Source organism: Xanthomonas hawaiiensis, from assembly GCF_031834635.1.
In the GTDB taxonomy this organism is placed as follows: domain Bacteria; phylum Pseudomonadota; class Gammaproteobacteria; order Xanthomonadales; family Xanthomonadaceae; genus Xanthomonas_A; species Xanthomonas_A sacchari.
In genome coordinates, this window is sequence record NZ_CP115873.1 from 4,633,970 (window position 1) to 4,659,382 (window position 25,413).

General features: G+C 70.4%; 24 protein-coding genes. 9 read left to right on the forward strand and 15 right to left on the reverse strand.

Annotated elements, in window-relative coordinates; genetic code table 11:
- Nucleotides 1–30: 30 nt before the first annotated feature.
- From PG878_RS19825 to PG878_RS19835, 3 genes are all read right to left on the reverse strand, one after another.
- Nucleotides 31–801, reverse strand: coding sequence for an SIR2 family NAD-dependent protein deacylase (locus PG878_RS19825; RefSeq protein ID WP_209030156.1), 771 nt, complete (start codon nucleotides 799–801; stop codon nucleotides 31–33).
- A 164-nt stretch (nucleotides 802–965) separates the two neighbouring features.
- Nucleotides 966–1,397, reverse strand: coding sequence for an organic hydroperoxide resistance protein (locus PG878_RS19830; RefSeq protein ID WP_019800967.1), 432 nt, complete (start codon nucleotides 1,395–1,397; stop codon nucleotides 966–968).
- A 73-nt stretch (nucleotides 1,398–1,470) separates the two neighbouring features.
- Entirely contained in the window at nucleotides 1,471–1,929 is a 459-nt protein-coding gene (locus tag PG878_RS19835; protein ID WP_209030155.1) for a MarR family winged helix-turn-helix transcriptional regulator, read from the reverse strand.
- A 136-nt stretch (nucleotides 1,930–2,065) separates the two neighbouring features.
- Between PG878_RS19835 and PG878_RS19840 the strand changes: the two genes are divergently transcribed.
- Nucleotides 2,066–2,464: a hypothetical protein gene (locus PG878_RS19840; RefSeq protein WP_209030154.1), complete on the forward strand. Its 399-nt coding sequence runs from the start codon at nucleotides 2,066–2,068 to the stop codon at nucleotides 2,462–2,464.
- A 28-nt stretch (nucleotides 2,465–2,492) separates the two neighbouring features.
- Here PG878_RS19840 and zapE read toward each other — a convergent pair whose 3' ends face one another.
- Together zapE and PG878_RS19850 are read right to left on the reverse strand one after the other, a co-directional pair.
- The gene (zapE, locus tag PG878_RS19845; protein WP_209030153.1) at nucleotides 2,493–3,590 is read right to left on the reverse strand and encodes a cell division protein ZapE; all 1,098 of its coding nucleotides are present in this window, start codon (nucleotides 3,588–3,590) and stop codon (nucleotides 2,493–2,495) included.
- Nucleotides 3,587–4,252 carry an alpha/beta hydrolase gene (locus tag PG878_RS19850; RefSeq protein WP_209030152.1) on the reverse strand — a complete coding sequence of 222 codons (666 nt, stop codon included), beginning with the start codon at nucleotides 4,250–4,252 and terminating at the stop codon, nucleotides 3,587–3,589. The genes zapE and PG878_RS19850 overlap by 4 nt, the downstream gene beginning before the upstream one ends.
- A gap of 86 nt (nucleotides 4,253–4,338) precedes the next feature.
- On the opposite strand from PG878_RS19850, the gene PG878_RS19855 reads away from it, so the two are divergent.
- Nucleotides 4,339–5,202 carry an EamA family transporter gene (locus PG878_RS19855; protein ID WP_209030151.1) on the forward strand — a complete coding sequence of 288 codons (864 nt, stop codon included), beginning with the start codon at nucleotides 4,339–4,341 and terminating at the stop codon, nucleotides 5,200–5,202.
- Between the two features lie 194 nt (nucleotides 5,203–5,396).
- Here PG878_RS19855 and PG878_RS19860 read toward each other — a convergent pair whose 3' ends face one another.
- Nucleotides 5,397–6,722: a GTP-binding protein gene (locus tag PG878_RS19860; protein WP_209030150.1), complete on the reverse strand. Its 1,326-nt coding sequence runs from the start codon at nucleotides 6,720–6,722 to the stop codon at nucleotides 5,397–5,399.
- 75 nt (nucleotides 6,723–6,797) lie between these two features.
- On the opposite strand from PG878_RS19860, the gene PG878_RS19865 reads away from it, so the two are divergent.
- Entirely contained in the window at nucleotides 6,798–7,181 is a 384-nt protein-coding gene (locus tag PG878_RS19865; protein ID WP_209030149.1) for a MerC domain-containing protein, read from the forward strand.
- A 1,206-nt stretch (nucleotides 7,182–8,387) separates the two neighbouring features.
- Here PG878_RS19865 and PG878_RS19870 read toward each other — a convergent pair.
- The 3 genes from PG878_RS19870 to PG878_RS19880 form a co-directional block, all read right to left on the reverse strand.
- Nucleotides 8,388–10,115, reverse strand: coding sequence for an ExeM/NucH family extracellular endonuclease (locus PG878_RS19870; RefSeq protein ID WP_209030148.1), 1,728 nt, complete (start codon nucleotides 10,113–10,115; stop codon nucleotides 8,388–8,390).
- Nucleotides 10,116–10,208: 93 nt separating this feature from the next.
- Nucleotides 10,209–10,727: a c-type cytochrome gene (locus PG878_RS19875; RefSeq protein ID WP_209030147.1), complete on the reverse strand. Its 519-nt coding sequence runs from the start codon at nucleotides 10,725–10,727 to the stop codon at nucleotides 10,209–10,211.
- Nucleotides 10,728–10,880: 153 nt separating this feature from the next.
- On the reverse strand, nucleotides 10,881–11,489 hold the full coding sequence (locus PG878_RS19880; RefSeq protein WP_209030146.1) for a TetR/AcrR family transcriptional regulator: 609 nt from the start codon (nucleotides 11,487–11,489) through the stop codon (nucleotides 10,881–10,883).
- A 132-nt stretch (nucleotides 11,490–11,621) separates the two neighbouring features.
- On the opposite strand from PG878_RS19880, the gene PG878_RS19885 reads away from it, so the two are divergent.
- From PG878_RS19885 to PG878_RS19905, 5 genes are all read left to right on the forward strand, one after another.
- The gene (locus tag PG878_RS19885; RefSeq protein ID WP_010341368.1) at nucleotides 11,622–12,785 is read left to right on the forward strand and encodes an isovaleryl-CoA dehydrogenase; all 1,164 of its coding nucleotides are present in this window, start codon (nucleotides 11,622–11,624) and stop codon (nucleotides 12,783–12,785) included.
- 112 nt (nucleotides 12,786–12,897) lie between these two features.
- A complete protein-coding gene (locus PG878_RS19890; protein ID WP_209030145.1) occupies nucleotides 12,898–14,508 on the forward strand; it encodes a carboxyl transferase domain-containing protein in 1,611 nt (536 codons plus the stop codon).
- A 761-nt stretch (nucleotides 14,509–15,269) separates the two neighbouring features.
- Entirely contained in the window at nucleotides 15,270–15,446 is a 177-nt protein-coding gene (locus PG878_RS19895; RefSeq protein ID WP_209030144.1) for a hypothetical protein, read from the forward strand.
- Between the two features lie 22 nt (nucleotides 15,447–15,468).
- Nucleotides 15,469–17,478, forward strand: a complete 2,010-nt coding sequence (locus tag PG878_RS19900) for an acetyl-CoA carboxylase biotin carboxylase subunit (protein WP_209030143.1) — start codon at nucleotides 15,469–15,471, stop codon at nucleotides 17,476–17,478.
- A gap of 76 nt (nucleotides 17,479–17,554) precedes the next feature.
- Entirely contained in the window at nucleotides 17,555–18,295 is a 741-nt protein-coding gene (locus tag PG878_RS19905; RefSeq protein WP_209030142.1) for a DUF6065 family protein, read from the forward strand.
- Nucleotides 18,296–18,302: 7 nt separating this feature from the next.
- Here the strand turns inward: PG878_RS19905 and PG878_RS19910 are convergent, their stop codons facing one another.
- Both PG878_RS19910 and PG878_RS19915 read right to left on the reverse strand, forming a co-directional pair.
- Nucleotides 18,303–18,437, reverse strand: coding sequence for a hypothetical protein (locus PG878_RS19910; RefSeq protein WP_280515114.1), 135 nt, complete (start codon nucleotides 18,435–18,437; stop codon nucleotides 18,303–18,305).
- On the reverse strand, nucleotides 18,404–18,961 hold the full coding sequence (locus tag PG878_RS19915) for an excalibur calcium-binding domain-containing protein (protein WP_209030141.1): 558 nt from the start codon (nucleotides 18,959–18,961) through the stop codon (nucleotides 18,404–18,406). Before PG878_RS19915 ends, PG878_RS19910 begins: the two co-directional genes overlap by 34 nt.
- A gap of 748 nt (nucleotides 18,962–19,709) precedes the next feature.
- On the opposite strand from PG878_RS19915, the gene PG878_RS19920 reads away from it, so the two are divergent.
- On the forward strand, nucleotides 19,710–21,053 hold the full coding sequence (locus tag PG878_RS19920; protein ID WP_209030140.1) for a hypothetical protein: 1,344 nt from the start codon (nucleotides 19,710–19,712) through the stop codon (nucleotides 21,051–21,053).
- A gap of 118 nt (nucleotides 21,054–21,171) precedes the next feature.
- Here the strand turns inward: PG878_RS19920 and PG878_RS19925 are convergent, their stop codons facing one another.
- The 4 genes from PG878_RS19925 to PG878_RS19940 all read right to left on the reverse strand — a co-directional run bounded on the left by PG878_RS19925 (nucleotide 21,172) and on the right by PG878_RS19940 (nucleotide 25,344).
- Nucleotides 21,172–21,552: a VOC family protein gene (locus PG878_RS19925; RefSeq protein ID WP_209030139.1), complete on the reverse strand. Its 381-nt coding sequence runs from the start codon at nucleotides 21,550–21,552 to the stop codon at nucleotides 21,172–21,174.
- Between the two features lie 203 nt (nucleotides 21,553–21,755).
- Nucleotides 21,756–22,106, reverse strand: coding sequence for a hypothetical protein (locus tag PG878_RS19930; protein WP_209030138.1), 351 nt, complete (start codon nucleotides 22,104–22,106; stop codon nucleotides 21,756–21,758).
- Between the two features lie 116 nt (nucleotides 22,107–22,222).
- Nucleotides 22,223–22,633, reverse strand: a complete 411-nt coding sequence (locus PG878_RS19935; RefSeq protein WP_209030137.1) for a hypothetical protein — start codon at nucleotides 22,631–22,633, stop codon at nucleotides 22,223–22,225.
- A gap of 14 nt (nucleotides 22,634–22,647) precedes the next feature.
- A complete protein-coding gene (locus PG878_RS19940) occupies nucleotides 22,648–25,344 on the reverse strand; it encodes a bifunctional acetate--CoA ligase family protein/GNAT family N-acetyltransferase (RefSeq protein WP_209030136.1) in 2,697 nt (898 codons plus the stop codon).
- Nucleotides 25,345–25,413: the final 69 nt, after the last annotated feature.

The following is a 25,413-nucleotide window of genomic DNA, read 5'->3' on the forward strand; positions in this document are numbered from 1 at the left end:
CGCGCGTGGTTCCTGCCGCCGGCAACGCGCTCAGGCCACCAGGCAGTGCTGCAGCAGCAACGGCAGCGCCACTGCGGCGCTGTCGCGCCAGTGCAGGTCGGCGCGCGCCGACAGCGCGCTGGGTTCGGGATTGATCTCGACCACGCAGGCGCCGCGCTCCTTGGCCTGCAGCGGCAGGCTGGCCGCCGGATAGACCAGGCCGGAACTGCCGATCACCAGCACCAGGTCGGCGTTGTCGGCCGCGGTCTGCGCGCGTGACCACTCCGCCGCCGGCAACGCCTCGCCGAACCACACCACGCCCGGGCGCACCGTGCCGCCGCAGGCCGCGCAGGCCGGCGGCGCCAGGCGCTGGCTGGGCGTGTGCACGTCGATCGGCGGCAGCAGGCCGCGCCAGGGCTGGCCGCAGTCGGCGCAGCGCAGCGCCGACAGGCGGCCATGCACATGTGCGGCGACCTCGCTGCCGGCGCGCTGGTGCAGGTCGTCCACGTTCTGGGTCACCAGGGTGGTGTGGCGGACCTCGGCCAGACGCGCCAGCGCCAGATGCCCGGCGTGCGGCTGGGCCTGCGCCACGATCGCCATGCGCCAGCGGTACCAGCCCCAGACCAGGGCGGGGTCGGCACGCCAGGCGTCCTCGGTGGCCAGTTGCTCCGGATCGAAGCGCGACCACAGGCTGTCGTCCTGGCCTCGGAAGGTCGGCACCCCGCTCTCGGCGGACATGCCGGCACCGGTCAGCACCAGCAGACGGCGCGCGCCCTGCAGAAAGGCGGCGACGGTCTCGGCGTTGTAGGCGGAACTGAGCATGGCGCGCCCGATTTGACGAAGCGCACACTATTGCATCGCCGCAGGGCGGCCTCAATGTGCACGGCAGCACGCGCAGCCGCCCGCAACGCGAACGGGCGGCCACTGGCCGCCCGTTCGCGTGTCGTCATGGGCCGGCGCAGGCGCCGGCCCGGACATCCCACTGCTCAGTCGAGCACGACCAGCTTGACGTCGATGTTGCCGCGGGTGGCGTTGGAGTACGGGCACACCTGGTGCGCCTTCTCCACCAGCGATTCCAGCGTCGCACGCTCCAGGCCCGGCACCGCGATGCGCAGTTCCACGGCGATGCCGAAGCCGCCCGGGATCTGGCCGATGCCGACGTGGCCTTCGATGCTCGGCTCGGCCGGCAGCTTCACCTTCTCCTGCCCGGCGACGAACTTCAGCGCGCCGATGAAGCAGGCCGAGTAGCCGGCCGCGAACAGCTGCTCCGGGTTGGTGCCGTCGCCGCCGGCGCCGCCCAGCTCGCGCGGGGTCGACAGCTTGACGTCCAGCGCCTTGTCCGGGGTGGCGGCACGGCCATCGCGGCCCCCGGTGGCGGTGGCAGTGGCGGTGTAGACGATGGTGGTCGGTGAAGCCATGGTGGTTCTCCTTGGAAGGCGGCGCCGCGGCGCCATGGGGTAGAGGGAAATACGCGATCGGGACGGAAATCGGTCAGGCTGCGGCCTGCAGCTTGCCGCGGACCTCTTCCAGGTCGTGCTTGAGCCGGGTCAGTTGCTGCAGGTCGCAGGCGACCGCGCACAGCACCCCTTCCGGCACCGCCAGCGCGCGTGCGCGCAGCGCCTGGCCGTCGGCGGTCAGCGCGATCAGCACGCGGCGCTCGTCGTCGGCGGCGCGGCTGCGGGTCAGCAGGCCGACCGCCTCCAGGCGCTTGAGCAGCGGGGTCAGCGTGGCCGAATCCAGGAACAGCTTCTCGCCGATGTCCGAGACGCTGCGCTGGTCCTGCTCCCACAGCACCAGCATCACCAGGTACTGCGGATAGGTCAGGCCGAGGTCGCGCAGCAGCCCGCGGTAGAGCTTGTGCATGGCCAGGTTGGCCGAGTACAGCGCGAAGCACAGCTGGGTATCCAGCTTCAGCAGGGCGGTGGCGTCGGGGGCAGAGGTGCGGTCCATGGGCACTACATTACATAGCTCGCGATTTAATCGCAAGCGATATTTTCGGACGACCCCTCGCTGAAGCGGGCGCCGCCTTCCCCTCGTGCTGCCAGCGGCGCAGGACTATGCTGCGCGCACCTCGAGGAGCTTCCGCATGCGCGCATCGTTCCTGCTGCTGGCCGCGCTCGGCGCTGCCCCTGTGGTGCCCAAGACCGTGCCCAACACCCTGCCCGATGGCCCGGTGCTGGTTGGTGTTGGTGCCGACGCGCTGGCCCGCGAAACCCGTCGCCAGTGCCCCGGCGTGGCGACCGACCGGCTCACCCCGGCCGATCTGCTCGATGCCGAGGAGACCTTTCGCGATGGATTGTCGGCGGCGCAGCGCCAGGCCATGGATCGGCAGTTGCCGCAGGACGGCGCGTCCGCGCCGGCCCGCTGCGCGCACAGCGAAGGCGGCGCCAGTTGCCCGGCAGCCGCCTATCTGGAAGAGATCGCCGGTGCGGGCCTGATGCCGCGCTTCGTCGCCGGGCTGTGTGCGCCCGGGGCGGTGCGCTGAGCCCGCGCCGCGGACGTCGCGACCGCGCTCAGACCCGGTGCGCCGCCGCCAGGTACTCGGCGCTCTGCATCTCGATCAGCCGCGAGGCGGTGCGCTCGAACGCACCGGCCAGGCGCTCGCCGGTGTACAGCAATGGCGGCGGATCCTGCGCGGTGCAGACCAGGTTGACGTGGCGGTCGTACAGCTCGTCGATCAGGTTGACGAAGCGCCGCGCCGCATCCTCGTTCATGCGGTCGAAGTGCGGGATGCCGCCGAGCAACACGGTGGTGAACTCGTGCGCGATCTCGATGTAGTCGCTGGGACCGCGCGGACCTTCGCACAAGGCGACGAAATCGAACCAGACGATGCTCTTGCCGCGCGCGCGCACCGGGATCTTGCGCCCTTCCAGTTCGATGTTGCCGCGGCGCGCCTCGGCATTGCCGGTCAGCGCGCTCCAGCGCTCGCCCAGCCAGGCGTCGCTGTCCTCGGCCAGCGGCGCGCGGTACACCGGCGAGCGGGTCAGCGCGCGCATGCGGTAGTCCTCGGTGCCCTCGGCGTACAGCTCCACGCAATAGGTCTGCAGCAAGCCGATCGCCGGCAGGAAGCTCTCGCGCTGCAGGCCGTTGAGATACAGGTTCTGCGGCGCGGTGTTGGAGGTGGTGACCAGGGTCACGCCCTCGGCGAACAGGCGCTCGAGCAGGCGCGACAGCAGCATCGCATCGCCGATGTCGGTGACGAAGAACTCGTCCAGCACCAGCACGCGCAACCGGCTGCGCCACTCCTGCGCGATCTTCGCCAGCGGATCGCTCTGCCCGGCGTGTTCGCGCAGGCGCTCGTGCACGCCGCGCATGAAGCGATGGAAATGCGTGCGGTACTTCCGCGCGATCGGCAGGCCGTCGTAGAACAGATCGACCAGGAAGGTCTTGCCGCGGCCGACCCCACCCCAGAAATACAGCCCGCGCACCGGCTCGGGCTTCTTCCAAAACGCCGACAGGCGGTCCAGCCAGCCCTCCTGGTCGCCATCGACGATCGCGACGTGGATGCGGTCCAGTTCGGCCAGCGCCGCATGCTGGGCCGGATCGTCGCGCCAGTCGCCGCGCGCCACGCCCTCGGCGTAGCGCTGCGACGGCAATGCCGCCGCGCTCACGCCTGCGCCGCCGGCAGCCAGGCCTTGACCGCGTGCTGCAGGGCGCCGCGCAGGTCGATCAGCTTGCGATGGAAGAAGTGGCTGGTGTCGGGCATGCGTACCAGTTGCGGTTGCGCCTCCAGCGTGTCCAGCCAGTCGTACACGGCCTGCGGATCGACGATCTCGTCGGCCTCGCCCTGGATCACCAGCCACTGCGGCGGCGGCGCCATGCCGGAAAAATCCCAGCGCCCGGCCGGCGGCGCGATCGAGATCAGCACCTGCGGCTGCAGCGCGGCGCTGGCGCGCAGCGAGACGTAGGCGCCGAAGCTGAAACCGGCCAGCCACAGCGCGTCGTGCGGACGCTGATCGCGCACCCAGGCGGCCACCGCGGCCAAGTCCTGCTGCTCGCCCTCGCCGTGGTCGAAGCTACCGGCGGACGCGCCCACGCTGCGGAAGTTGAAGCGCACCACGTGCACGCCCAACTCGCGCAGCGCGCGCGCGACCATGGTCACCACCTTGTTGTGCATGCTGCCGCCCTCGGTGGACAGCGGATGGCAGACGATGGCGGTGACCGGCAGCACGGCGACGTCGGCCTCGGGCAGATCGACCGCGGCCTCGATCGGGCCGGCGGGGCCTTGCAGGGTCAGTGCGCCGGAAGCGGTGGGGAAAGCGGGAGAGGTCATGCGGTCATAATACCGGGGCTGGGTCGCGGCCACATGCCGATGCGGTGCACGCAGCGTTCTTTTTCCTCCCGATCCGGATCCTGTGCGTGGCGTTCGTCCTGCTGAGTGTGGTGTGCAGCGTGCTGGTCTCGGCGCTGCTGAAGCTGGCGCCGCAACGGCGCATCGACCTGGCCCAGGCGGTGACCTGGAACTACCTGGCGGCGCTGCTGCTGTGTGCCGCCCTGCTGCATCCGCCGCTGGCCGCGCTGGACGATGCGCGCACGCCGTGGGCGTCACTGCTGGCCCTGGGCGTGCTGCTGCCGAGCCTGTTCCTGGTGCTGGGGCGCGCGGTGGCCAGCGCCGGCATCGTGCGTACCGACGCGGCACAGCGGCTGTCGCTGCTGCTGTCGCTGGCGGCGGCCTTCCTGTGGTTCGGCGAACGCACCAACGGCGCCAAGCTGGCCGGCCTGGCGCTGGGCCTGCTGGCGATCGCCGGCATCGTGCAGCGGGCGGACCCGACGTCGCGCCGCGCCGCAGGCACCGCGCCGTGGCTGCTGCTGGTGTGGGTCGGCTTCGCCGCGATCGACGTGCTGCTCAAGCGCATCGCCCAGGCCGGCACCCCGTTCGCCGCCTCGCTGCTGGTCGCCTTCGCGCTGGCCTTCGTGCTGCTGCTGGGCGTGCAGCTGTGGCGCCACCTGCGCGGCACCGCCGCGCTGGCCTGGCGCAACCTCGGCGCCGGCCTGCTGCTGGGCGTGCTCAACTTCGGCAACATCCTGTTCTACGTGCGCGCGCACCAGGCCCTGCCCGACAGCCCCGCCAGCGTGTTCGCGGCGATGAACCTGGGCGTGATCGGCCTGGGCACCCTGCTCGGCATCGCCGTGTTCGGCGAACGCACCACCCGCTGGAACCGCCTGGGCCTGCTGCTGGCGGTGCCGGCGATCATCCTGATCGCGATTGGCACGCGCGGCTAGCCCACCGCGCACCCGCGCATCGACGCGCGACGTCCGCATCCCACCCGCGTCAGCGCATCCAGGCTGGAGACGGACAGCCACAAATCGGGCAACGGCACCGGGATCACGGTGGTCGCCCTGGCGCAGGCAACGAACCCTCAGCGCCCGCACCCCGCTCTTACGATTCCCCACTCCCGATTCCCCATTCCCGCCCTTCAGCGCCTCCACACCGGAAACGGATCCTCCAAGCCCTGCCACGCCACCGGCCCCTGCCGCAGCTCGGCGTCGTCGAGCAGGCAGGCATCGAGTTCGGCACGCACCCGCGCTTCGTCCAGGCCGACGCCGATCACCGCCAGTTCCTGGCGGCGGTCGCCCCACAGCGGATGCCACATCGCCCGCAGCGCCGCGTACTCGCGCGCATCGCCGACCTCCTCGGCCTGCGGCGGCGGCGCGTTCCAGCACGCGGTCTGCTGGCGCTGCCAGCCGAGCTCGGTGTACGGCAGCGGCGATGGCGGCAGCGCCAGCGGCGTGTCCAGCAGGCCGCGGTCCACGCGCTCGCGCGCCGCGTACCAGAAGCCGGCGGCCTGGGTCTGGGTGGCCGCGCCGACGATGGACAGTTCGCCGACCCAGTCCATGCGGCTGGCCAGCCAGAAAAAACCCTTGCTGCGGATCACGTCGCGCAGGCCGCGCTGCGCCAGTCGCGCGAAGCGCAGCGGATGGAACGGCCGGCGCGCGCGATAGACGAAGCTTTCGATGCCGAACTGCTCGGTCTCCGGCGCGTGCTCGCCGCGCAGCGCCTGCATCCAGCCCGGCGCCAGCTGCGCGCGCACGAAGTCGAAGCGGCCGGTGTCCAGTACCAGCTCCAGCGGCACGTCGCCACGGCTGGCCTCGACGATGCGCGCATCGCGGTTGAGCGCGCGCAACACGGCGCGGGTGCGGTCGAGGGTGGCCGCATCGGCCAGGTCGGCCTTGCTGATGACGATCACGTCGGCGAACTCGATCTGTTCCACCAGCAGGTTGACCAGCCCGCGCTCGTCGTCGTCCCCGGCCTGCAGGCCGCGGTCGGCCAGGCGCTCGGCCGAGCCGAAGTCGCGCAGGAAACTCACGCCGTCGACCACGGTGAGCATGGTGTCCAGGCGCGCGACGTCGGCCAGGCCGCGACCGTCGGCATCGCGCACGGCGAAGGTCGCGGCCACCGGCATCGGTTCGGAGATGCCGGTGGATTCGATCAACAGGTAGTCGTAGCGTCCGCTCTCGGCCAGGCGCTGCACTTCCTGACGCAGGTCGTCGCGCAGGGTGCAGCAGATGCAGCCGTTGCTGAATTCGACCAGGGTCTCTTCGGTGCGGCTGAGCGCGGCGCCGCCGTCGCGGATCAGCGCCGCGTCGATGTTGACCTCGCTCATGTCGTTGACGATCACCGCCACCCGGCGGCCGTCGCGGTTGTGCAGCACGCGATTGAGCAGGGTGGTCTTGCCTGCGCCGAGGAAGCCGGACAGGACGGTGACGGGAAGGCGGGAATCGGAAACGGCGGACGTGGACATGGCGGGCATCGGCGCGGAGTCGTGGCGGGCGAGAAATGTTACTATATAACACTTAAAGTGCTGGAGCGACCGTCCATGAAGTCCCTGCCTCCCTCCTTCTTCGATGCCTCGGCGATGCTGTTGTCCGGGCTGTGCCTGCTGCACTGCCTGGCGTTGCCGTTGCTGGCCGCGGCGCTGCCGCTGTTCGGCGTCTGGGCCGAGGCCGAGTGGGTGCACGTGGTGTTCGTGGCGATCGCCGCGCCGCTGGCGGGACTGGCGCTGTGGCGCGGGCACCGGCGCGACGCGCTGCCCTGGCCGCTGTGGGCGCTGGCAGCGCTGGGGCTGCTCGGTCTGTTGGCTGGCGCCTTCGGCATTCCCGACGAGGCCAGCGAGACCGCGATGACGGTGAGCGGTAGCGTGGCCCTGGCCACTGCGCATCTGTGGAACTGGCGCAGGCACCGGCTGCGTTGCCGGCATTGAACGTGGGACGTGCCATATAGCGTGCTTTCGCTCGAAGCGATCAGGGATGCGAGGCAGCGTGGCTGTGGCTGTTGCTGTGGCTGTTGCTGTTGCTTTTGCTGTTGCTTTTGCCGTTGCTCTGGCTTTTGACTTGCCGGGTTCCCTTCCGAAGCGGCGGCCATCGCGGGGAAAAACCCCGAAGGGGCGGCGCACATGGATGTGCGCCGTCCGCGGCAGGGGCAGGATGCCCCTTCCGCGGATCCACGCGCTGGACGCGGACCCGGAGCGCGCTAGCGCGGAGGGCGCGAGGCAGGGTGTGCTTTCTTTTGGTTACTTTTCTTTGCACAAGCAAAGAAAAGTAACTCGCCGTCAGGCGAAAGCTTTGCTCTTGCTTCAGATTTTTCTCGCCGCGACGGCGGAACCGGACGCGGAGGACGCCTATGCCGACCGCGGCCTGTGGCCCTGGGTGGCCAGCGTCTCCCGCAGCTTCTGAGGCGAGCGCAACCGGTAGGAGCGGCTTCAGCCGCGACAGGCATTGCCGATTGCATCGGTCGCGGCTAAAGTCGCTCCTACAGATTTTCTCGTCCGACAGAAAACTTCAATCAACAGCAGTAGCGACAGCAAAAGCTTTAAAGGCTTTCGCCCTTGCGGGCGAGTTACTTTTCTTTGCTCGCGCAAAGAAAAGGTAACCAAAAGAAAGCGCGCCCTGCCTTGCGCCCTCCGCGCTGCGCGCTCCGGGTCCGCGGATGCACCGGGGATTCGCGGAAGGGGCATCCTGCCCCTGCCGCGAACGGCGCACATCCCTGTGCGCCGCCCTTCGGGTTTTTCCCCGGTCCATCCGCCGCTGCGGAAGGGAACCCGATAAGTCAAAAGCCAGAGCAACGGCAACGGCAAAAGCAACAGCAAAAGCAACAGCGAAAGCTATTGCTGCGGTCGCTGCTACTTGTCCTATCGGGCGAAACCACCACGCCCTACACCTTCGGTCCGCGCCAGGGAAAACCGCGTGGACAGCACACATAGGCAGGAGCAACTTTCACGGGATGACGGCAAAGCGTGAGGCCGCATGCGCAGCGCGACCGGCCTTGAACGCAGCACACCTGCTCACGAGCGACCCTTGCACTTCACACATGACATGAGCCACGCAGGTACGTCCCGTACATCAGGCTAGAGAATCAGGGCCGACAATCGGCTTTTCCGATTCCCCATTCCCATTTCCCCATTCCCAGCCTACAGATCAAACCCCAACAGCAGCGGATCGTGGTCCGAACTGCGCCACGGGCCAGGCAGATCGCGCTCGCGATAACCGTCGCTGTCGGGCAGATCGGCGTTGACGTGCCATTCGGCGGCACCGCGCAACCGCGCCGCCAGCGCCGGACTCAGCAACGCGTGGTCGAGGCGGCCGCTGAGCCCGCGGTAGACGAAGCTGTAGGGCTGCGCGACATGCGCCTCCTGCAACGCATCGCGCCAACCGGCGTCGTGCAGCAGGCGCAGCGGATCTTCCATCGCATAGGCGTTGAAATCGCCCAGCAGCACGCTGGCCGTGCTGCCGGTGCCGGTGGGATCGCGGCGCAACCACGCATCGACGCGGCGCGCCGACTCGGTACGGGTCGCGTTCCAGCAGCCCTGCCCATCGCCGCGGTCGGCGTCGGCGCCGGTGGCCTCGCTGCAGCCGCCCTTGGACTTGAAGTGGTTGGCCACCACCACGAACGGCGCACCGCTGCCGCGACGGAAGGCCTGCGCCAGCGGCACGCGGCTGTGCTCGACGAAGGGACCGCCTTCCAGCATCGCCGGCTTGCCGACCGGACTCACCCGCGAGGCGCGGTAGATCAGCCCGACCCGGATCGGGTTGTCGCCGGGGCCGCGCCCGGCGTCGACGAAGCGCCAGTCGCCGCCGCCGGCATTGAGCGCGTCGACCAGGCTGGCGATCGCCGAGGTCGGGCCGTAACCGTCGTTCTCCAGTTCCATCAACGCGGCGACGTCGGCCTGCAGCGGGCGGATCGTCGCCACCAGCTTGCGCAGCTGCGCCTGGAATTCGGCCGGCGTGCGCGCACCGCGCTGGGTCGGGAACCCGCCGCCGCGGCCGTCGCCATTGAAGAAGTTCTCCAGGTTGAACGCCGCGATGCGCAGGCTACCGTCGACCTGCGGCGGCGCCGGTTCCGGCGGCGGCGTCAACTGCAGCGTGGCGGTCGGGTACAGCCGTGCCACGCCATCGATCACCCCGCCGACGATGCCTTCCACGTCCTGGAGCGTGCTGCCCGCGCGCGGCGGTGCAACGGCGCTGCCCAGATAGTCCGGCAGTTGCGTCGGTGCCGCTGTCGGCGCACCGAGCGTGCCCAGGCGCAGCCCGCGCCGCGCGTTGTCGGCCACCACCGCCGCCAGTTCGGCGCTGCCGGGTGCCGCTACTTCGCTGGGCTGCCACAGGCGCCCACCGAAGGCCACGCCCAGCTCGCCGGTCTTGCCCAGCGCGTCGTTGTCGACCACGGTCAGCGGCGCGGCGATGCGCACGCGCATGCCGGCCAGCGCCGACCAGTCGGCCGGCGCCGCATCCAGCACCTGCAGTGGCAGGGGCTGCGCGCGCGCCAGCACGGTGTGCCCCTGCTCCAGCACGCTGCGCCCGACGAAGGCCGTGCCGGCCTTGGCCGACGCCGCGGCCTGCGGGGCCAGTTCGCCCCACACCCGCACACGGTCGCCCGGGGCCAGGCTGCGCTCGGTATCGCCACGCACCAGCAAGGCGTCGGCGGTCAGCGGATCGTCGTCGCCGGCGTCCTGCACCAGGTAACCGCTGCCGCCGGCCTCCACCCGCGCGGTGACCACGCCCTCGAACACCACGCCCTGCGCCTGCGGGCCCGGGCGCAACTGCCCGATCGGCAGCAGCGTCGGCGGCGTCAGCGCCTGGGCGGCGGGGGCTGCGACCAGCAGCAGCAACGACAACAACGATGACGGCGGCATGCGCATGTGATCACTCTCCTTGTTTGCGCCGGCACGCGACGGGCGCGGAAACGACTGCGCCGCCCGAAGGCGGCGCAAGGGCGTGCGGGAGGCGCAAGGTTACTTCAGGTTGGCCAGCATCCAGTCCACGGTGGCGTGGATCTGCTCCTCGGTCAGCCCGGGATTGCCGCCCTTGGGCGGCATGATGCCGCCGTCGGGGCCGGTATAGCCCTCGATGGCGTGCTTGTAGAGCGTCTCCTTGCCCTGCGCGATGCGCTTGTCCCAGTGCGCGTGGTCCAGCGTCGGCGCCTTGCCCACGCCGGTGGTATGGCAGGCGGTGCACAGGTTGTTGAAGATGGTCTTGCCGTCGGTGGTGCCGCCGTAGGCCGCCTGCGCCGAAGCCTTGGCCAGCGCCGCCGCCTGCGCGGCGGCCTGCGCCGCGGCGCCGGTGCTGCCGGCGTAGACCGCGCCGACCGGGGCGAGGCGTTCCTCGGTGCGCTTTTGCGCCACCGGCGACACCTCCGGCGGGATGGCCCGCTGCAGGTAATGCGCGAACACGATCAGGCCGAGGGTGATCAGCACCAGCAGGCCGATCACCATCGAGAAGCGCTTGAGAAATTCGAGGTCGTAATTCCGCACATCACACCCCTTTGGCACGTGGTAATCCGGACCACCGCTACGCGACCGAGTATAGCCAGCGTTTGCGCTGCGCGGCACGCCAGGATGGCCCGGAATCGCAGGCGATGCGTGCTGCATCGCAGCAGTTCGGCGCGGGCGGCGCGGCAGTTGCGCTCAGGTGCTGCCCACCGCGCGCAGGCAGAACCCGCACACCGCCTCGACCAGGCGCTCGCTGTCGCGCGGGCCATCGCGGCTGGGCGCGGTGGGGCCGACCAGCGCCTCGGTGTAGGCGCCGACCAGGCACGCGGCCGCCGCCTCCAGGTCCTGCGCGGGGAACTCGCCCGCGGCCACGCCCTCGGCCAGGATGCCCTTGAACACGTCGCCGAGCAGGCGCCGGCAGCGGATGCGCTCGGCGTCCACCTCCGGCTCCACCGGTTCGGCGATGAAGGCGTAGGCCAGACCGGGGCCGGCCAGGGCGCGGCGCACGAACGAGGCGATGGCGTCGCGCAGGCGCTGCGCCGCCGGCGCCGGTGCGGCGGCAATGGCGCGCAGGATGGTCAGTTCGTGCTCCACGGCGGCGGTCAGCACCTCCACGAACAGTTCGGCCTTGGACGGGAAATGCCGGTAGATCAGCCCGGTGGAGACCCCGGCCTCGGCCGCCACCGCGGTCACCGGGGCGCCACGGAAGCCGTCGGCGGCGATCAGCCGGCGCGCCGCCAGCAGGATCCGCTGGCGGTTGCCGGCGAGGCGTTCTTCCATCAGGGCGGAGCGTTTGTAGGCCATGGCGTGATTCTAAGTTCAATTAATGAATTTCTGTTCACTTCTTTGCCGTTCCCGGCTACGCTGGGCGCTCTTGCCCGGCGCGGGTCCGATTCTAGGCGCCGCCGGCCACCCGTCATTCCCGGAGTTGCCGCCATGCTGATGCCGTCGTTGAATTTCGAGTTGGGCGAGGAGGTCGACCTGCTGCGCGACAGCGTCGCCGCCTTCGCCGCGCGCGAGATCGCGCCGCTGGCCGAGCAGGCCGACCGCGACAACGCCTTCCCCGCGCCGCTGTGGCGCAAGCTCGGCGAACAGGGCCTGCTCGGCCTCACCGTCGAGGAGGAATACGGCGGCAGTGCGATGGGCTATCTGGCGCACGTGGTGGCGATGGAGGAGATCTCGCGCGCCTGCGGCGCGATCGGCCTGTCCTACGGCGCGCATTCGAACCTGTGCGTGAACCAGTTGCGCAAGAACGCCAGCCCGGCGCAGAAGGCGCGCTACCTGCCGAAGCTGTGCAGCGGCGAGCACGTCGGCGCGCTGGCGATGAGCGAGCCGGGCGCCGGCTCGGATGTGGTGTCGATGAAGCTGCGCGCCGAGGCGCGTGGCGACCGCTACGTGCTCAACGGCAACAAGATGTGGATCACCAACGGCCCCGACGCCGACGTGCTGGTGGTCTACGCCAAGACCGACCCGAGCGGCGGCGCGCGCGGCATCACCGCGTTCGTGGTTGAGAAGGGCATGCCCGGCTTCAGCACCGCGCAGAAGCTGGACAAGCTCGGCATGCGCGGCTCCAACACCTGCGAACTGGTGTTCCAGGACTGCGAGGTACCGGCGGAGAACGTGCTGGGCGAGGTCGGTGGCGGCGTGCGCGTGCTGATGTCCGGCCTGGACTACGAGCGCGTGGTGCTGTCCGGCGGGCCGCTGGGGCTGATGGCCGCGGCGCTGGACGTGGTGCTGCCCTACGTGCACGAGCGCCGCCAGTTCGGCGAACCGATCGGCAGCTTCCAGCTGATGCAGGGCAAGCTGGCCGACATGTACGTGGGCCTCAACGCCTGCCGCGCCTACGTGTACGCGGTGGCGCGCGCCTGCGACGCCGGCCGCACCACCCGCCAGGACGCCGCCGGCGCGATCCTCTACGCCGCGGAAAAGGCGACCTGGCTGACCGGCCAGGCGATCCAGGTGCTGGGCGGCAACGGCTACATCAACGACTATCCGACCGGGCGCCTGTGGCGCGACGCCAAGCTCTACGAGATCGGCGCCGGCACCTCGGAGATCCGCCGCATGCTGATCGGCCGCGAGTTGTTCGAGCGGACCAAGTGATGCGCTGCGAAAGAGGTATCGGCCGAAAGACAGTTCAGACGTCACCGCGTCGGGGCTGAAGCCCCTCCCACATTCGCCGCCCAACCTTCCCTCCTCCCTCCACGGCCCAGCCATGAGCGCGATCCAGACCCAGTTGCAATCCGGCAGCGACGCCTTCGCCGCCAATGCCGCCGCGCTGCGCGCGGTGGTCGACGACCTGCATGCCACCCAGGCGCGCATCGCCCTGGGCGGCAGCGAGGCGGCCCGCGCCAAGCACCAGGCGCGCGGCAAGCTGCTGGTGCGCGAGCGCATCGACGCCCTGCTCGACCCGGGCAGCGCGTTCCTGGAGATCGCGCCGCTGGCGGCGCTGGGCCTGTACGACGACGAGGTGCCGTGCGCCGGCGTGGTCGCCGGCATCGGCCGCGTCTCCGGCGTGGAATGCGTAATCGTCGCCAACGACGCCACGGTCAAGGGCGGCACCTATTACCCGATGACGGTGAAGAAGCACCTGCGCGCGCAGGAGATCGCCCAGCAGAACCGCCTGCCGTGCATCTACCTGGTCGATTCCGGCGGCGCGTTCCTGCCGCTGCAGGACGAGGTGTTCCCCGACCGCGACCACTTCGGCCGGATCTTCTACAACCAGGCCAACCTGTCGGCGCAGGGCATCGCCCAGATCGCCTGCGTGATGGGCTCGTGTACCGCCGGCGGCGCCTACGTGCCGGCGATGAGCGACGAGACGGTGATCGTGCGCGAGCAGGGCACCATCTTCCTCGGCGGCCCGCCGCTGGTGAAGGCCGCCACCGGCGAGGACGTCAGCGCCGAGGACCTGGGCGGCGCCGACGTGCACACGCGCATCTCCGGCGTCGCCGACCACTTCGCCGACAACGACCTGCAGGCGCTGGCGCGGGTCCGCGCGATCGTCGCCCAACTCAACTGGCGCAAGCCGGCCCCCGCCCTGGCGCTGCGCACGCCGGAGCCGCCGCTGTATCCGGCCGAGGAGCTGTACGGGGTGATCCCGGCCGACCCGCGCAAGCCGTTCGACGTGCGCGAGGTGATCGCGCGGGTGGTGGACGGCTCGCGCTTCGACGAGTTCAAGGCGCGCTACGGCACCACCTTGGCCACCGGCTTCGCGCATGTGCACGGCTACCCGGTCGGCATCGTCGCCAACAACGGCATCCTGTTCTCCGAGTCGGCGCTGAAGGGCGCGCACTTCATCGAGCTGTGCGCACAGCGCGGCATCCCGCTGGTGTTCCTGCAGAACATCACCGGCTTCATGGTCGGCCGCAAGTACGAGCATGGCGGCATCGCCAAGGACGGCGCCAAGCTGGTGATGGCGGTGGCCTGCGCGAAGGTACCCAAGTTCACGGTGGTGATCGGCGGCTCGTTCGGCGCCGGCAACTACGGCATGTGCGGGCGCGCGTATTCGCCGAACTTCCTGTGGATGTGGCCCAACGCGCGCATCGGGGTGATGGGCGGCGAGCAGGCGGCAAGCGTGCTGGCGACGGTGCGCCGCGACGGCATCGCGGCCAAGGGCGGGCAGTGGTCGGACGCGGAGGAAGCGGCGTTCAAGGCGCCGATCCGCGAGCAGTTCGAGCGCCAGGGCCATCCGTACTACGCCAGTGCGCGGCTGTGGGACGACGGGGTGATCGATCCGGCGCAGACGCGGCGGGTGTTGGGGCTGGGGTTGTCGGCGGCGCTGAACGCGCCGGCGGAGCCGAGCCGGTTCGGGGTGTTCCGGATGTGAGTGGGCGCATGCGCTCTGGGTGGAAGGCGCGTTCGCGCGGGGATCGGCGGTGGTCACGCAAGTGGTCGCTGATGATGCCGGCGGCAGTGTGCCCGGCCGTGGGCTCCACGATCGGCTGTGCGGCCGCGGTCGCGGCGACGGCCTTCGCTCTTGCTCCGGCTTTTGCTCTTGCTCTGCCTTTGACTTACCGGGTCCCCTCGGCGCGGCAGCCGCGGCGGGGAAAAACCCGAAGGGCGGCGCACATGGATGTGCGCCGTTCGCGGCAGGGGCAGGATGCCCCTTCCGCGAATCCCCGACGTGGCTGCGAACCCGGAGCGCGTAGCGCGGAGGGCGCGCTGCGGGGTGTGCTTTCTTTTGGTTACTTTTCTTTGCACAAGCAAAGAAAAGTGACTCGCCGCCAGGCGAAAGCTTTGCTCTTGCATTTGCTGCTACGGCGGTGGCTGCTGAATCGTAGGAGCGGCTTCAGCCGCGACAGGCACAACCGTTCAGGTGGGTCGCGGCTAAAGCCGCTCCTACGGTTCTTCGTTTCGTCCGACAAACAAATCTCAAGCGAAGGCAAAGGCTTTCGCCCTTGCGGGCGAGTTACTTTTCTTTGCTCGCGCAAAGAAAAGGTAACCAAAAGAAAGCGCGCCCTGCCTTCGCGCCCTCCGCGCTGCGCGCTCCGGGTCCGCGTCCATCACGGGGATCCGCGGAAGGGGCATCCTGCCCCTGCCGCGGACGGCGTACATCCATGTACGCCGCCCTTCGGGTTTTTCCCCGCGATGGCCGCCGCTTCGGAAGGGAACCCGGTAAGTCAAAAGCCGGAGCAAAAGCCGGAGCACAGCAACAGCAACAACAAAAGCAACGGCAACGGCAACGGCAACGGCAACGGCCGAAGCCTCGCACATTGCAGCCTGCGGCGCGCCCACCTCTTCGCTCAGCAAACGCAACAGCCCTGACCTCATTTCCAGGCACCCGACCATGGCCACCCCCGACCTGCCGACCTTCGACAAGATCCTCATCGCCAATCGCGGCGAGATCGCCTGCCGGGTGATCGCTACCTGCCGCAAGCTCGGCATCGCCACCGTGGCCGTGTACTCCGATGCCGACCGCGATGCCCGCCACGTGCGCCTGGCCGACGAGGCCGTGCACATCGGTGCCGCGCCGGCGCGCGAGAGCTACCTGCGCGGCGAGCGCATCCTCGAGGCCGCGCAACGCAGCGGCGCGCAGGCCATCCATCCCGGGTACGGCTTCCTGTCCGAGAACGCGGAGTTCGCCGAGGCCTGCGCCGCACGCGGGCTGGTTTTCATCGGGCCGCCGCCGGCGGCGATCCGCGCCATGGGCGACAAGAGCGCGGCCAAGGCGCTGATGCAGGCGGCCGGGGTGCCGCTGACGCCCGGTTACCACGGCGAGCGCCAGGATCCCGAGTTCCTGCGCGAACAGGCCGCGGCCATCGGCTACCCGGTGCTGATCAAGGCCAGCGCCGGCGGTGGCGGCAAGGGCATGCGCCGGGTCGATCGCGACGAAGACTTCGCCGCCGCGCTCGCCGCCTGCCAGCGCGAGGCGCAGGCCGCCTTCGGCAATGCGCACGTGCTGGTGGAGAAGTACGTGCTGCGGCCGCGGCACATCGAGATCCAGGTGTTCGGCGACAGCCACGGCGAGCTGGTCTATCTGTTCGAACGCGACTGCTCGGTGCAGCGCCGCCACCAGAAGGTGCTGGAAGAAGCCCCCGCACCGGGCATGGACGCGGAAAGGCGTGCGGCGATGGGCCAGGCCGCGGTGGAGGCCGCGCGCGCGGTCGGTTACGTCGGCGCCGGCACCGTGGAATTCATCGTCGCGCCCGATGGCGCGTTCTACTTCATGGAAATGAATACCCGCCTGCAGGTGGAACACCCGGTCACCGAGTGCATCACCGGTACCGATCTGGTCGAGTGGCAGTTGCGCGTGGCCGCCGGCCAGCCGCTGCCGCAGCGCCAGCACGAACTGGCGATCCACGGCCATGCGCTGGAAGCGCGGCTGTACGCCGAAGACCCGGCGCGCGGCTTCCTGCCCTCGATCGGCACGCTGCAGCACCTGCGCCTGCCCGCCGCCGATGCGCATACCCGCGTCGATGCCGGCGTCGAGCAGGGCGATGTGATCGGCCCGCACTACGATCCGATGATCGCCAAGCTGATCGTGTGGGATGCGACCCGCGAGCGCGCGCTGCGGCGCATGCAGGCAGCACTGGCCGCGTGCCAGGTGGTCGGCGTGTCGACCAATGCCGCATTCCTGCAGCGCCTGGTCGGCACCACCGCATTCGCGCAGGCGGACCTGGACACCGCGCTGATCGAGCGCGAGCACGCGGCGCTGTTCGACACCCCTGCACCGACCAGCGGCGCACTGTGGAGTCTGGCGGCGCTGGCCTGGCAACTGCACGCGTCGGCGCCCACCGCGCACGCGGCCGATCCGTACTCGCCGTGGGACCTGCACGACGGCTGGCGGCTGGGCGCGCCCGCGCCGCATGCGCTGACGCTGCAGCATGGCGACACGCAACGCACGTTGCACCTGATCGCACATGCCGGCGGCTGGCGGATCCACGCCGCACAGGCGCAGGACGTGCTGGAGGCGAGCGGCCAGTTGCGCGATGGCCGCCTGTCCGCGTTCCTCGGCGCGCAGCGGATGCAGGCCGATGCGGTGTTCGCCGGCACGCAACTGCACCTGTTTGTCGACGGCCACGGCTATCTGTTCGAGCGCCACGACCCGGTTGCCGAGGCCGACCAGCCGGCGGTGGAAAGCGGTGGGCTGACCGCGCCGATGCCGGGGCGCATCGTCGCCCTGCTGGTCACGCCCGGCACCCAGGTGACCCGCGGCACGCCGCTGCTGGTGCTGGAGGCGATGAAGATGGAGCACACCCTGCAGGCGCCGGCCGACGGCACCGTGCACGGCTTCCGCGTGCGCGAGGGCGAGCTGGTCGGCGACGGCGTGGCGCTGCTGGATTTCGAAGCGGCCTGAGCGCTGCGGCTCGCGCGGTCGCCAAGACCGCAGCGAGGCGTCACACTCGGCGCTGGTCCATCCTCCTGCCCGCGCCATGAAACTCACCGCCCACGTTCTCGACGGCCACACCCTCGACGTGCGCCCGGCGCCGCGCGAGCGTCCGTGGATGGACCGCACCGCCGAGCGCTACGCCTACCGCTGCCTGCCGCTGGACATCGCCAACGCGCACGGCTGGGAGCTGCTGTGCCAGACCGCGTTCGAGGCCGAGTGGAACGGCGGCAACGCGCTCGACGACCTGCGCGTGCAGCCGGCGCCGGGCACGCACGCGCCGGCGGTCAGCCACTTCGGCTACGGCGTGCTGACCTTCCACGTGCCGTGCCTGTTCCGCACCGACGCCGGCGTGGACCTGTACGTCACCGCGCCGGTGAACCGGCCCAAGGACGGCATCGCCGGGCTCACCGGGCTGATCGAGACCGACTGGAGCCCCTACACCTTCACCATGAACTGGCAGTTCACCCGGCCCGGTCGCGTGCGCTTCGAGGCGGGCGAGCCGTTCTGCCACTTCTTCCCGGTGCAGCGGCGGGTGCTGGCCGAGACCGAGCCGCGCTGGCAGCCGCTGTCGCAGACGCCGGAGCTGGAGCGCGAACACCAGGCATGGATGCGCAGCCGCGGCCAGTTCCTGCACGATCTGGAACAGCCCGGTTCCGACGCCAGCCGCGAAGGCTGGCAGCGCAGCTACTTCCGCGGGCCGGCACCGGGGCAGTGTCCGGCCGGCGTGGAGCACCGGGTCAAACTGCGGCTGGCGCCGTTCACCCGCAGCGACGACGCGGAATGACGCCGGCTCAGCGCGCGTGGCGCTGGCGCACGCGCGTGGACAGGCGAAACACGCCGTAGGCCAGCGGCATGCCGAGCATCCCGGCCGCGCGCACGCGGCAGCCGCTGCTCAGCGCGCGCGCCGGCACCACTGCCGTTCGCACGGCACGCCGTCGTGGTTGCCGTCCATCTCCACGCCCGGGCAGTGCTGCAGGAAGTACACCGCTTCGGCGCACGAGGTCATCTGCGCGCAATGCGTGCGGCAGTCGCACTGGAAGGCCGGCGCGGGCGATGCGGGCGCCGTGGCCACCGACGCGATCGGCGCCGCTGGCGCTGCAGGATCTACCGGCGGCGCCGCCACGAAGCGCAGCACGGCATAGCCGGCGACCGCGAGCACCACCAGCAGCGCCAGCACGCCGAGCCAGCGGTCGCGACGCCTGCGCGGTGCGGTCGCCGCCTGCGCGGCCGATACCGGTGCACGCCCCGGCCGCATCACCCGCATCGCGCGCGGCCGTCCCTGCGCGTCGTGCTCCAGGTCGAAGGAGATCAGTTCGCCCACCCGGGGCGGCACCCCGTCGGCAGGAAACGCCGCGCGTCGCACCTCGGCTTCGGTCTCGCGATGCGCCAGGCGCACCAGGCCGCAACCGCGCTCCTCGTTCCACTGAATCAAGGTCCCGTGCGTGCGCATGGCGTCACCGCAAGAAAGTGCATCGCCGCAGTGGACGCCGCCGTGCCCGGTGCGTCCACCGTCCCCACCGCACCTGCCCGTTTCCGCCAGGCGCGACCCCGCACGCAGCATGCCACGGCGGCGGCCGGCGTGCCGGCAGGCCACTCGCTGCAGGCGCGGTCGGCCATCGTGATGACCCGCCGGCGTCCACCATCGCGACGCCGGCGCGCACAACTGTCTACCACCGGCTGCGCGGCGCTCGCTAGAGTCCGAAACGTCGAGCAACGCCGAGGGCCGCGACCACGCGGGACCGGCGATCGACGCGCAACCCGGCATCGCGGCCGCCGCCTGGCGCCGCCCCCGCAGCATTCGTCCCCCGATGCTGCCCTGCCGGGGTCGCGCGTTTCCCCCACGCTCGATGCAACAGGATCCTTCAGCGCAGTTGCCTTCCACACGGGGTCAGGAGAGCGACATGGACAGGTCTTCGGTCCGCTAGGCCGTTTCAACAGGATTGCCGCTTCCGCAGCAGTGTCGCCGCACCCGCGCGGCGGCGATCGGCGGTGCATTTCCAAAAGCGTCTCTCGCTTCGTCTGCGCGCGCAGGCGAATGCGCCCGCGCGTGCCTGCGACGTGGCGCCGGCATGGCGGGCGTTCTTTCATCGCGGTCGCGCCAATAGCGCGGGCGCGCGGCCGGTCCGGGGCCAGGGGATGTCCGGACGCAGGACGCGGCATCGCCCGCGCGCACCGACGCACTCGACCGGAGGTCCACCATGCAACCGTCCCACCCGCGCACTCTCGCCATCGCCGTCGCGCTGACCCTCGCCAGCGGCGCCGCTTCCGCCGGCCGCTTTCCGGATTTCGGCTACGCGCCGCCGGCCAGCTACAAAGGGCCGCTGTTCCAGCTCAGCCAGGACTATCCGCAGCAGCCGCCGAGCGGCCCGTTGCCGGCGTTCTTCCAGAAACTGCCCAAGCCGCTGAGCAACGACTTCGAAGCCTGGCGCGGCTACGCCGATGCGGTGAAGACCTACTGCCTGGAGGGCAACGTCGAAAGCGACTGGTACGTGCAGAACAACAAGGTGCGGCGCTGGTACCACGCGCCCTGGCAGCACTACGGCCCGCTCGGACGCGAAGGCGTGCATGGGCTGACCAAGGAAGCGCAGATCCAGGCCAAGCAACTGGCGCCGACCCAGCTCACCACCGGGCAGACGTTCGCGGTGGGCATCTACAACGACGTCGGCGCCTATACCTTCGGCCAGGTGTGGAAGGATCCGCAGAACCCGGACCCGAGCTTCACCACCAAGCCCAACACCTTCCGCGACGGCACCGTGGTGTGCAAGGCGCTGTTCGCCGACGTGGACCTGAGCCAGGTGCCGTTCCTGCAGAACCCGGTGCTGTGGAACGCCTGGGTCACCAACAGCTTCAAGTCCGCCGACCGTTCGCTCAAGAAAGTGGCCCTGATCCAGATGGATTTCGCCGTGCGCGACAGCCGCGTGCCCGGCACTGGCTGGATCTTCGGCACCTTCCAGTACAACGGCGCGGTCAGCGGCAAGCCCGGCTGGCAGAACCTGGTGCCGGTGGGCGTGATGTTCGGCAACGATCCGCAGAACACCGGCGACGACTACACCAACAAGCAGCCGACCCAGACCCGGATCAATCCGCGCATCCTGCAGTCGGCGATCAACGCCAAGCCGGAACTGCCGCCGACCCACCTGGGCTGGAACGGCCGCCTCAACGGCCCGGTAGACAATCCGATCAGCTCCTGCATGAGCTGCCACATGACCGCCGAGTCGCCGCAACTCTCGCCGATGAACCCGACGTTCCAGGCGCCGGACAAGGTGCCGCCGGTCGGCTCCAAGGAATGGATGCGCTGGTTCCAGAACATTCCCGCCGGGCAACCGTTCGACGCGGCGGCCAAGAGCACCGACTACAGCCTGCAGCTGGCCGGCGGCATCGCCAACTTCTACGACTGGAAGTGCACCCAGGACGGCGTGTTCGTCAGCGGCGGCAACCTGTGCGAGCAGAGCAAGACCTCGCTGAAGCTGATGAGGTCCACCACGCCGCCGCCGACCGTGTACCCGGTCGAGCGTGGGGTGAGCAACCAGGAGCTGGAGTAATCGCGACAACGTCGTGCCTGCCGCGCGCCGCTCGTCGGCGCCGGCGGGCACGGCCTGGGCATGGCACGACGACGACGCAGCGATGCGTGGCGTCAGGCGTGCTGGTGCCTGCGCCCGCTCAACCGACCTGCTGCCCGACCCACCAGGTCGTGCCGCCGGGATCGCGGAAGCCGCCACGCCGGTCCGGATCGTCCTTCTGCATCGGCGCCTGCACCGCCGTGGCGCCGGCGGCCAGCGCACGCTGGTAAGTCGCATCGACGTCATGCACATAGACGTGCACATGCGCCGGCAGCGCCGGCCAGCCCTCGACCGCATCGCAGAACATCACCACGGTATCGTCGATGCGTACCTCGCCATGGGCGAGCAGGCCGCCCTCGCCGGGAATCTGCCGCAAGGGCTCGGCATCGAACACCGCGACCAGGAAATCGATGGTGCGCTGCGCGCCGTCGACGATGAGATAGGGCGACACCGCGTTGTAGCCGTCCGGCTTGAAGAGCATGTGGCCTCCTGGGGAGCATTGGATATGGATGAAACAAGCCTGGCCATAGCGGCTCAACTCGCCGCGCACATGCCACCGCAGGCCCGGGCGCGGATGCCCCTGTCGCCGGCATCCGTCACCGCGGCGTCCATCGCCGTCGCCGCTGCACGACACGCCACGCCACAACGCCGCGCGGCGCGGACATGCGCCAGGCAACGATCGGCTCAGGTGGTGCGGCGCGCGCGCCATCCATGGATGATCTCGGCGACCGCATAGGCCGCGAACGCCAGCGCCAACACCCCCATGTTCCAAAATGGCAGCAGGCGAATGCGGTCGTAAAAGCTGTTTTGGACCTCGATCTGCACGACCTGCCCCGTCGGTACGCCACCAGGATCCCGCACGGGTACCGCATCCTCAGTAGAGGGCGAATCCACCAGCCGCACCTCGACCGCTTTCGCCGGAAGGCTATGCCACATGCCCTTGTACATAAACGCCGTTAACGAGAAGGTGTAAAAGTTGAGCATCAGCATCAGCAGGAAGGTGAGAAACACGATCACGCGTTGCGGGTAATTCATGTCCGGCTCCTTGTGCGCCTTGCGTGTCACATGCCGTCGAGGCGCTAGCGAGCATGCAACGCCGGCCTGGCGACATCAACCGCCACGGCGCTCGCCTGCATGCGACCCGCGGCCGCTCACAACGCGCAGGAACTCACCTGCGCGGCCAAGGTGAAAGGCACCTTGCCCAGGTCATCGAGGCCCTCGACATCGAACGCGTACACGCCCTTGGCCACGAGCGTCAGTTGCCCGTCGCGGGAGCGGTTGAAGGCCAGCGTGTCGACGTCGACCGGGTGGTGCGCGCCGGCCAGGTAGAGCGAGCCATCGATATAACCGTCCTGCGGGTTGCGCGGAAAATCGAAGCGCTTGCCGGCCAGCTCGCCGAGTCTGAGCGACGGCAGTGCGATGCCGTCCAGGCGGATCGACGTGTCCACGATCTCGCCGGCATGCAGGAACGGGCGCAGCAGGATCTCCAGCGCGGCGTCCCCCGGCAGACCGGACAGGATCGCGTGACGCGGTTGCAACAGGCTCGGCGAGAACGTCGACATCGCGGCGGCATCCTTCAGTGCTGCGCCACCGGCAACACCACGTCCATCAGCGTGGCGTCGTCCGGATCCGGCGTGGCCTTGAAGCCGAGTTGCTGGCACATCGCCAGCATGGTGCGGTTCTCGCGCAGCACCTGGCCTTCGACCACCTTCAGGCCGAGCCAGCCGGCGTACTCGATCATGATCCGCATCAGTTGCCAGCCGATGCCGTGGCCCTTGAGGTCGGAGCGGATCAGGATGCCGTATTCGCCGCGGTCGTAGTCGGCGTCGGCGTGCAGGCGCACCGCGCCGAGCATGTCGCCGCTGCGCGGTTCGATCGCCACCAGCGCGATCGAGCGCGCGTAGTCGAGCTGGGTCAGGCGTGCGATGAACTCGTGGCTGAAATGCTTGACCGCCTGGAAGAAGCGCAGGCGCAGGTCCTCGTCGGTGACGCGGGCGAAGAAGCTGCGGAACAGCGCGTCGTCCTCCGGCCGCACCGGGCGCACCAGCGCGGCGCTGCCGTCGTTGAGCGCGATGCGCCGTTCCCACTCCTTGGGATACGGGAAGATCGCGAAGCGCGGATGGCCACGGCCCTTGTGCAGGCGGCGCGACGGCGCCACCGCCACCCGCGCGTCGACCGCGATCACCCCGTCGCGATCGGCCAGCAGCGGGTTGATGTCCAGCTCGCGGATCTCCGGCAGGTCGGCGGCCAGTTGCGCCAGCTTGACCAGCACCATCGCCACCGCGCGCTCGTCGGCGGCCGGCACGTCGCGGTAGGCCTTGAGGATGCGGCTGACGCGGGTGCGGCCGATCAGTTCGTGGGCCAGGCGCAGGTCCAGCGGCGGCAGCGCCAGCGCCTTGTCGTCGATCACCTCGACCGCGGTGCCGCCGCGGCCGAACACGATCACCGGGCCGAAGGTCGGATCGTCGGCGATGCCGGCGATCAGCTCGCGCGCCTTCGGCCGCAGCAACGAGGGCTGCACCAGCACGCCGTCGATGCGCGCGTCCGGGCGCGCGGCGCGCGCGCGGGCGAGGATGCCTTCGGCCGCATCGCGCACCGCCTCCACGCTGACCAGGTTGAGGCGCACGCCGTCCACGTCGGACTTGTGCGGGATGTCGGCCGAATGGATCTTCACCGCCACCGCCGAGCCCTGCGCCAGCATCGGCGCGGCCACCTGTGCCGCGGCCTCGGCATCGGCGGCGTGCGCCACCGGCGCGGTGGGGATGCCGTAGGCGGCCAGCAGCCGCGTGGTCGCCAGCGGATCCAGCCAGGTCTGTCCGGCGGCCAGCGCGGCGTCGACGATGCCACGCGCGGCGGCGGCATCGAAGGCGAAATCGTCGGGCAGGCTGGGGGGCGTTTCCATCAGCGCCGCCTGCGCCTCGCGGTAGCGCACCAGATGCATGAAGCCGCGCACCGCGTCTGCCTCGGTGGCGTAGGTGGGGATGCGCGCGGCGTTGAGCGTGGCGGTGGCGCTCTCGTCGTTGCCCAGCCACACCGCGAACACCGGCTTGTCGCGGTGGTGGCGCGGGCGCTGGCCGAGGATGCGGGTCAGCGCCTGCGCCGCCTCGGCGGAGGAGGTGAACGCAGTCGGCACGTTGACCACCAGCACCGCATCGTTCTCCGGATCCTCCAGCAGCGCGCCGGCGGCGGCGGCATAGCGCTCGCCGTCGGCGTCCACCACGATGTCCACCGGATTGCGGTGCGACCACTCCTGCGGCAACGCCTGTTCCAACCGCTGCTGCGTGGGCGCCGACAGGGCGGCGAGGGTGCCGCCGAGATCGGCCAGCGTGTCCACCGCCAGGCGGCCGACGCCGCCGCCGTTGCTGAGGATGGCCAGACGCCGGCCGGGGAAGGTGCTGAGCCGGCCCAGGGTCTCCGCCGCGGCGAACAGTTCGTCCAGCGCGCGCACCCGCAGCAGGCCGGCGCGGGCGAACGCGGCGCCGTACACCGCATCGGAACTGGCCAGCGCCTGCACGTGGGTGTCGGCGTTGGGGTCGATGCGCAGTTGCCGGCCCGACTTCACCACCACCACCGGTTTGGCGCGCGCGGCGGCGCGGGCGGCGGACATGAACTTGCGCGCGTCGCGGATGTGCTCGACGTAGAGCAGGATCGCGCGGGTGCGGTAGTCGGTGGCGAAGTAGTCGAGCAGGTCGGCGAAGTCCACGTCCAGCGCGTCGCCCAGCGAGACCACCGCCGAGAAGCCGACCGCGCGCGCCACGCCCCACTCCACCAGCGCTGCGGCGATGGCGCTGGATTCGGAGATCAGCGCCAGGTCGCCCGGCTGCGGGCAGTGCGCGGCGATGCTGGCGTTGAGCCGCGCATGCGGCGCGATCACGCCCAGGCAGTGCGGGCCGAGGATGCGCAGGCCCTTGGCGCGCGCGGCGCTCTCCACCCGCGCCGCGGCCGAGCCCGGCCCGCTGCCGAGCCCGGCGGTGAGGATGATCGCCGCGGCGACGCCGCGCCGCGCGGCGATCGACACGATGCGCGGCACCATCCGCGCCGGCGCGGTGATGACCACCAGATCCGGCACCCACGGCAGGTCGGTGAGGCGGCGCACCGTGGGCACGCCGTCGATCTCGCGGTAGCGCGGGCTGACCCAGCCGATCTGCCCGGGAAACCCGGCCGCGCGCAGGCTGCGCACCACCGCCCGCCCGGCCGACCGCTCGCGCGGGCTGCCGCCGACGATGGCGACCGAGGCGGGGCGGAACACGGACTGCAGGTGGTAGGTGCTCATGGCGGCGGCAGAGGCGAGCGAATGCGCTAACGGTACACGGCTGGCCGCGGCGCGGGGATGATCCGGGTC

Bases quoted from the DNA above. Each gene is read 5' to 3' on its own strand.
- PG878_RS19895 (WP_209030144.1), top strand. From the start codon at position 15,270: ATGGCCGCCGCTTCGGAAGGGAACCCGGTAAGTCAAAAGCCGGAGCAA.
- PG878_RS19860 (WP_209030150.1), bottom strand. From the start codon at position 6,722: ATGTCCACGTCCGCCGTTTCCGATTCCCGCCTTCCCGTCACCGTCCTG.
- PG878_RS19920 (WP_209030140.1), top strand. From the start codon at position 19,710: ATGCAACCGTCCCACCCGCGCACTCTCGCCATCGCCGTCGCGCTGACC.
- PG878_RS19880 (WP_209030146.1), bottom strand. From the start codon at position 11,489: ATGGCCTACAAACGCTCCGCCCTGATGGAAGAACGCCTCGCCGGCAAC.
- PG878_RS19885 (WP_010341368.1), top strand. From the start codon at position 11,622: ATGCTGATGCCGTCGTTGAATTTCGAGTTGGGCGAGGAGGTCGACCTG.
- PG878_RS19825 (WP_209030156.1), bottom strand. From the start codon at position 801: ATGCTCAGTTCCGCCTACAACGCCGAGACCGTCGCCGCCTTTCTGCAG.
- PG878_RS19930 (WP_209030138.1), bottom strand. From the start codon at position 22,106: ATGAATTACCCGCAACGCGTGATCGTGTTTCTCACCTTCCTGCTGATG.
- PG878_RS19830 (WP_019800967.1), bottom strand. From the start codon at position 1,397: ATGGCTTCACCGACCACCATCGTCTACACCGCCACTGCCACCGCCACC.
- PG878_RS19940 (WP_209030136.1), bottom strand. From the start codon at position 25,344: ATGAGCACCTACCACCTGCAGTCCGTGTTCCGCCCCGCCTCGGTCGCC.
- PG878_RS19870 (WP_209030148.1), bottom strand. From the start codon at position 10,115: ATGCGCATGCCGCCGTCATCGTTGTTGTCGTTGCTGCTGCTGGTCGCA.
- PG878_RS19850 (WP_209030152.1), bottom strand. From the start codon at position 4,252: ATGACCTCTCCCGCTTTCCCCACCGCTTCCGGCGCACTGACCCTGCAA.
- PG878_RS19915 (WP_209030141.1), bottom strand. From the start codon at position 18,961: ATGCGCACGCACGGGACCTTGATTCAGTGGAACGAGGAGCGCGGTTGC.
- PG878_RS19935 (WP_209030137.1), bottom strand. From the start codon at position 22,633: ATGTCGACGTTCTCGCCGAGCCTGTTGCAACCGCGTCACGCGATCCTG.
- PG878_RS19890 (WP_209030145.1), top strand. From the start codon at position 12,898: ATGAGCGCGATCCAGACCCAGTTGCAATCCGGCAGCGACGCCTTCGCC.
- PG878_RS19835 (WP_209030155.1), bottom strand. From the start codon at position 1,929: ATGGACCGCACCTCTGCCCCCGACGCCACCGCCCTGCTGAAGCTGGAT.
- PG878_RS19900 (WP_209030143.1), top strand. From the start codon at position 15,469: ATGGCCACCCCCGACCTGCCGACCTTCGACAAGATCCTCATCGCCAAT.
- PG878_RS19905 (WP_209030142.1), top strand. From the start codon at position 17,555: ATGAAACTCACCGCCCACGTTCTCGACGGCCACACCCTCGACGTGCGC.
- PG878_RS19865 (WP_209030149.1), top strand. From the start codon at position 6,798: ATGAAGTCCCTGCCTCCCTCCTTCTTCGATGCCTCGGCGATGCTGTTG.
- PG878_RS19925 (WP_209030139.1), bottom strand. From the start codon at position 21,552: ATGCTCTTCAAGCCGGACGGCTACAACGCGGTGTCGCCCTATCTCATC.
- PG878_RS19840 (WP_209030154.1), top strand. From the start codon at position 2,066: ATGCGCGCATCGTTCCTGCTGCTGGCCGCGCTCGGCGCTGCCCCTGTG.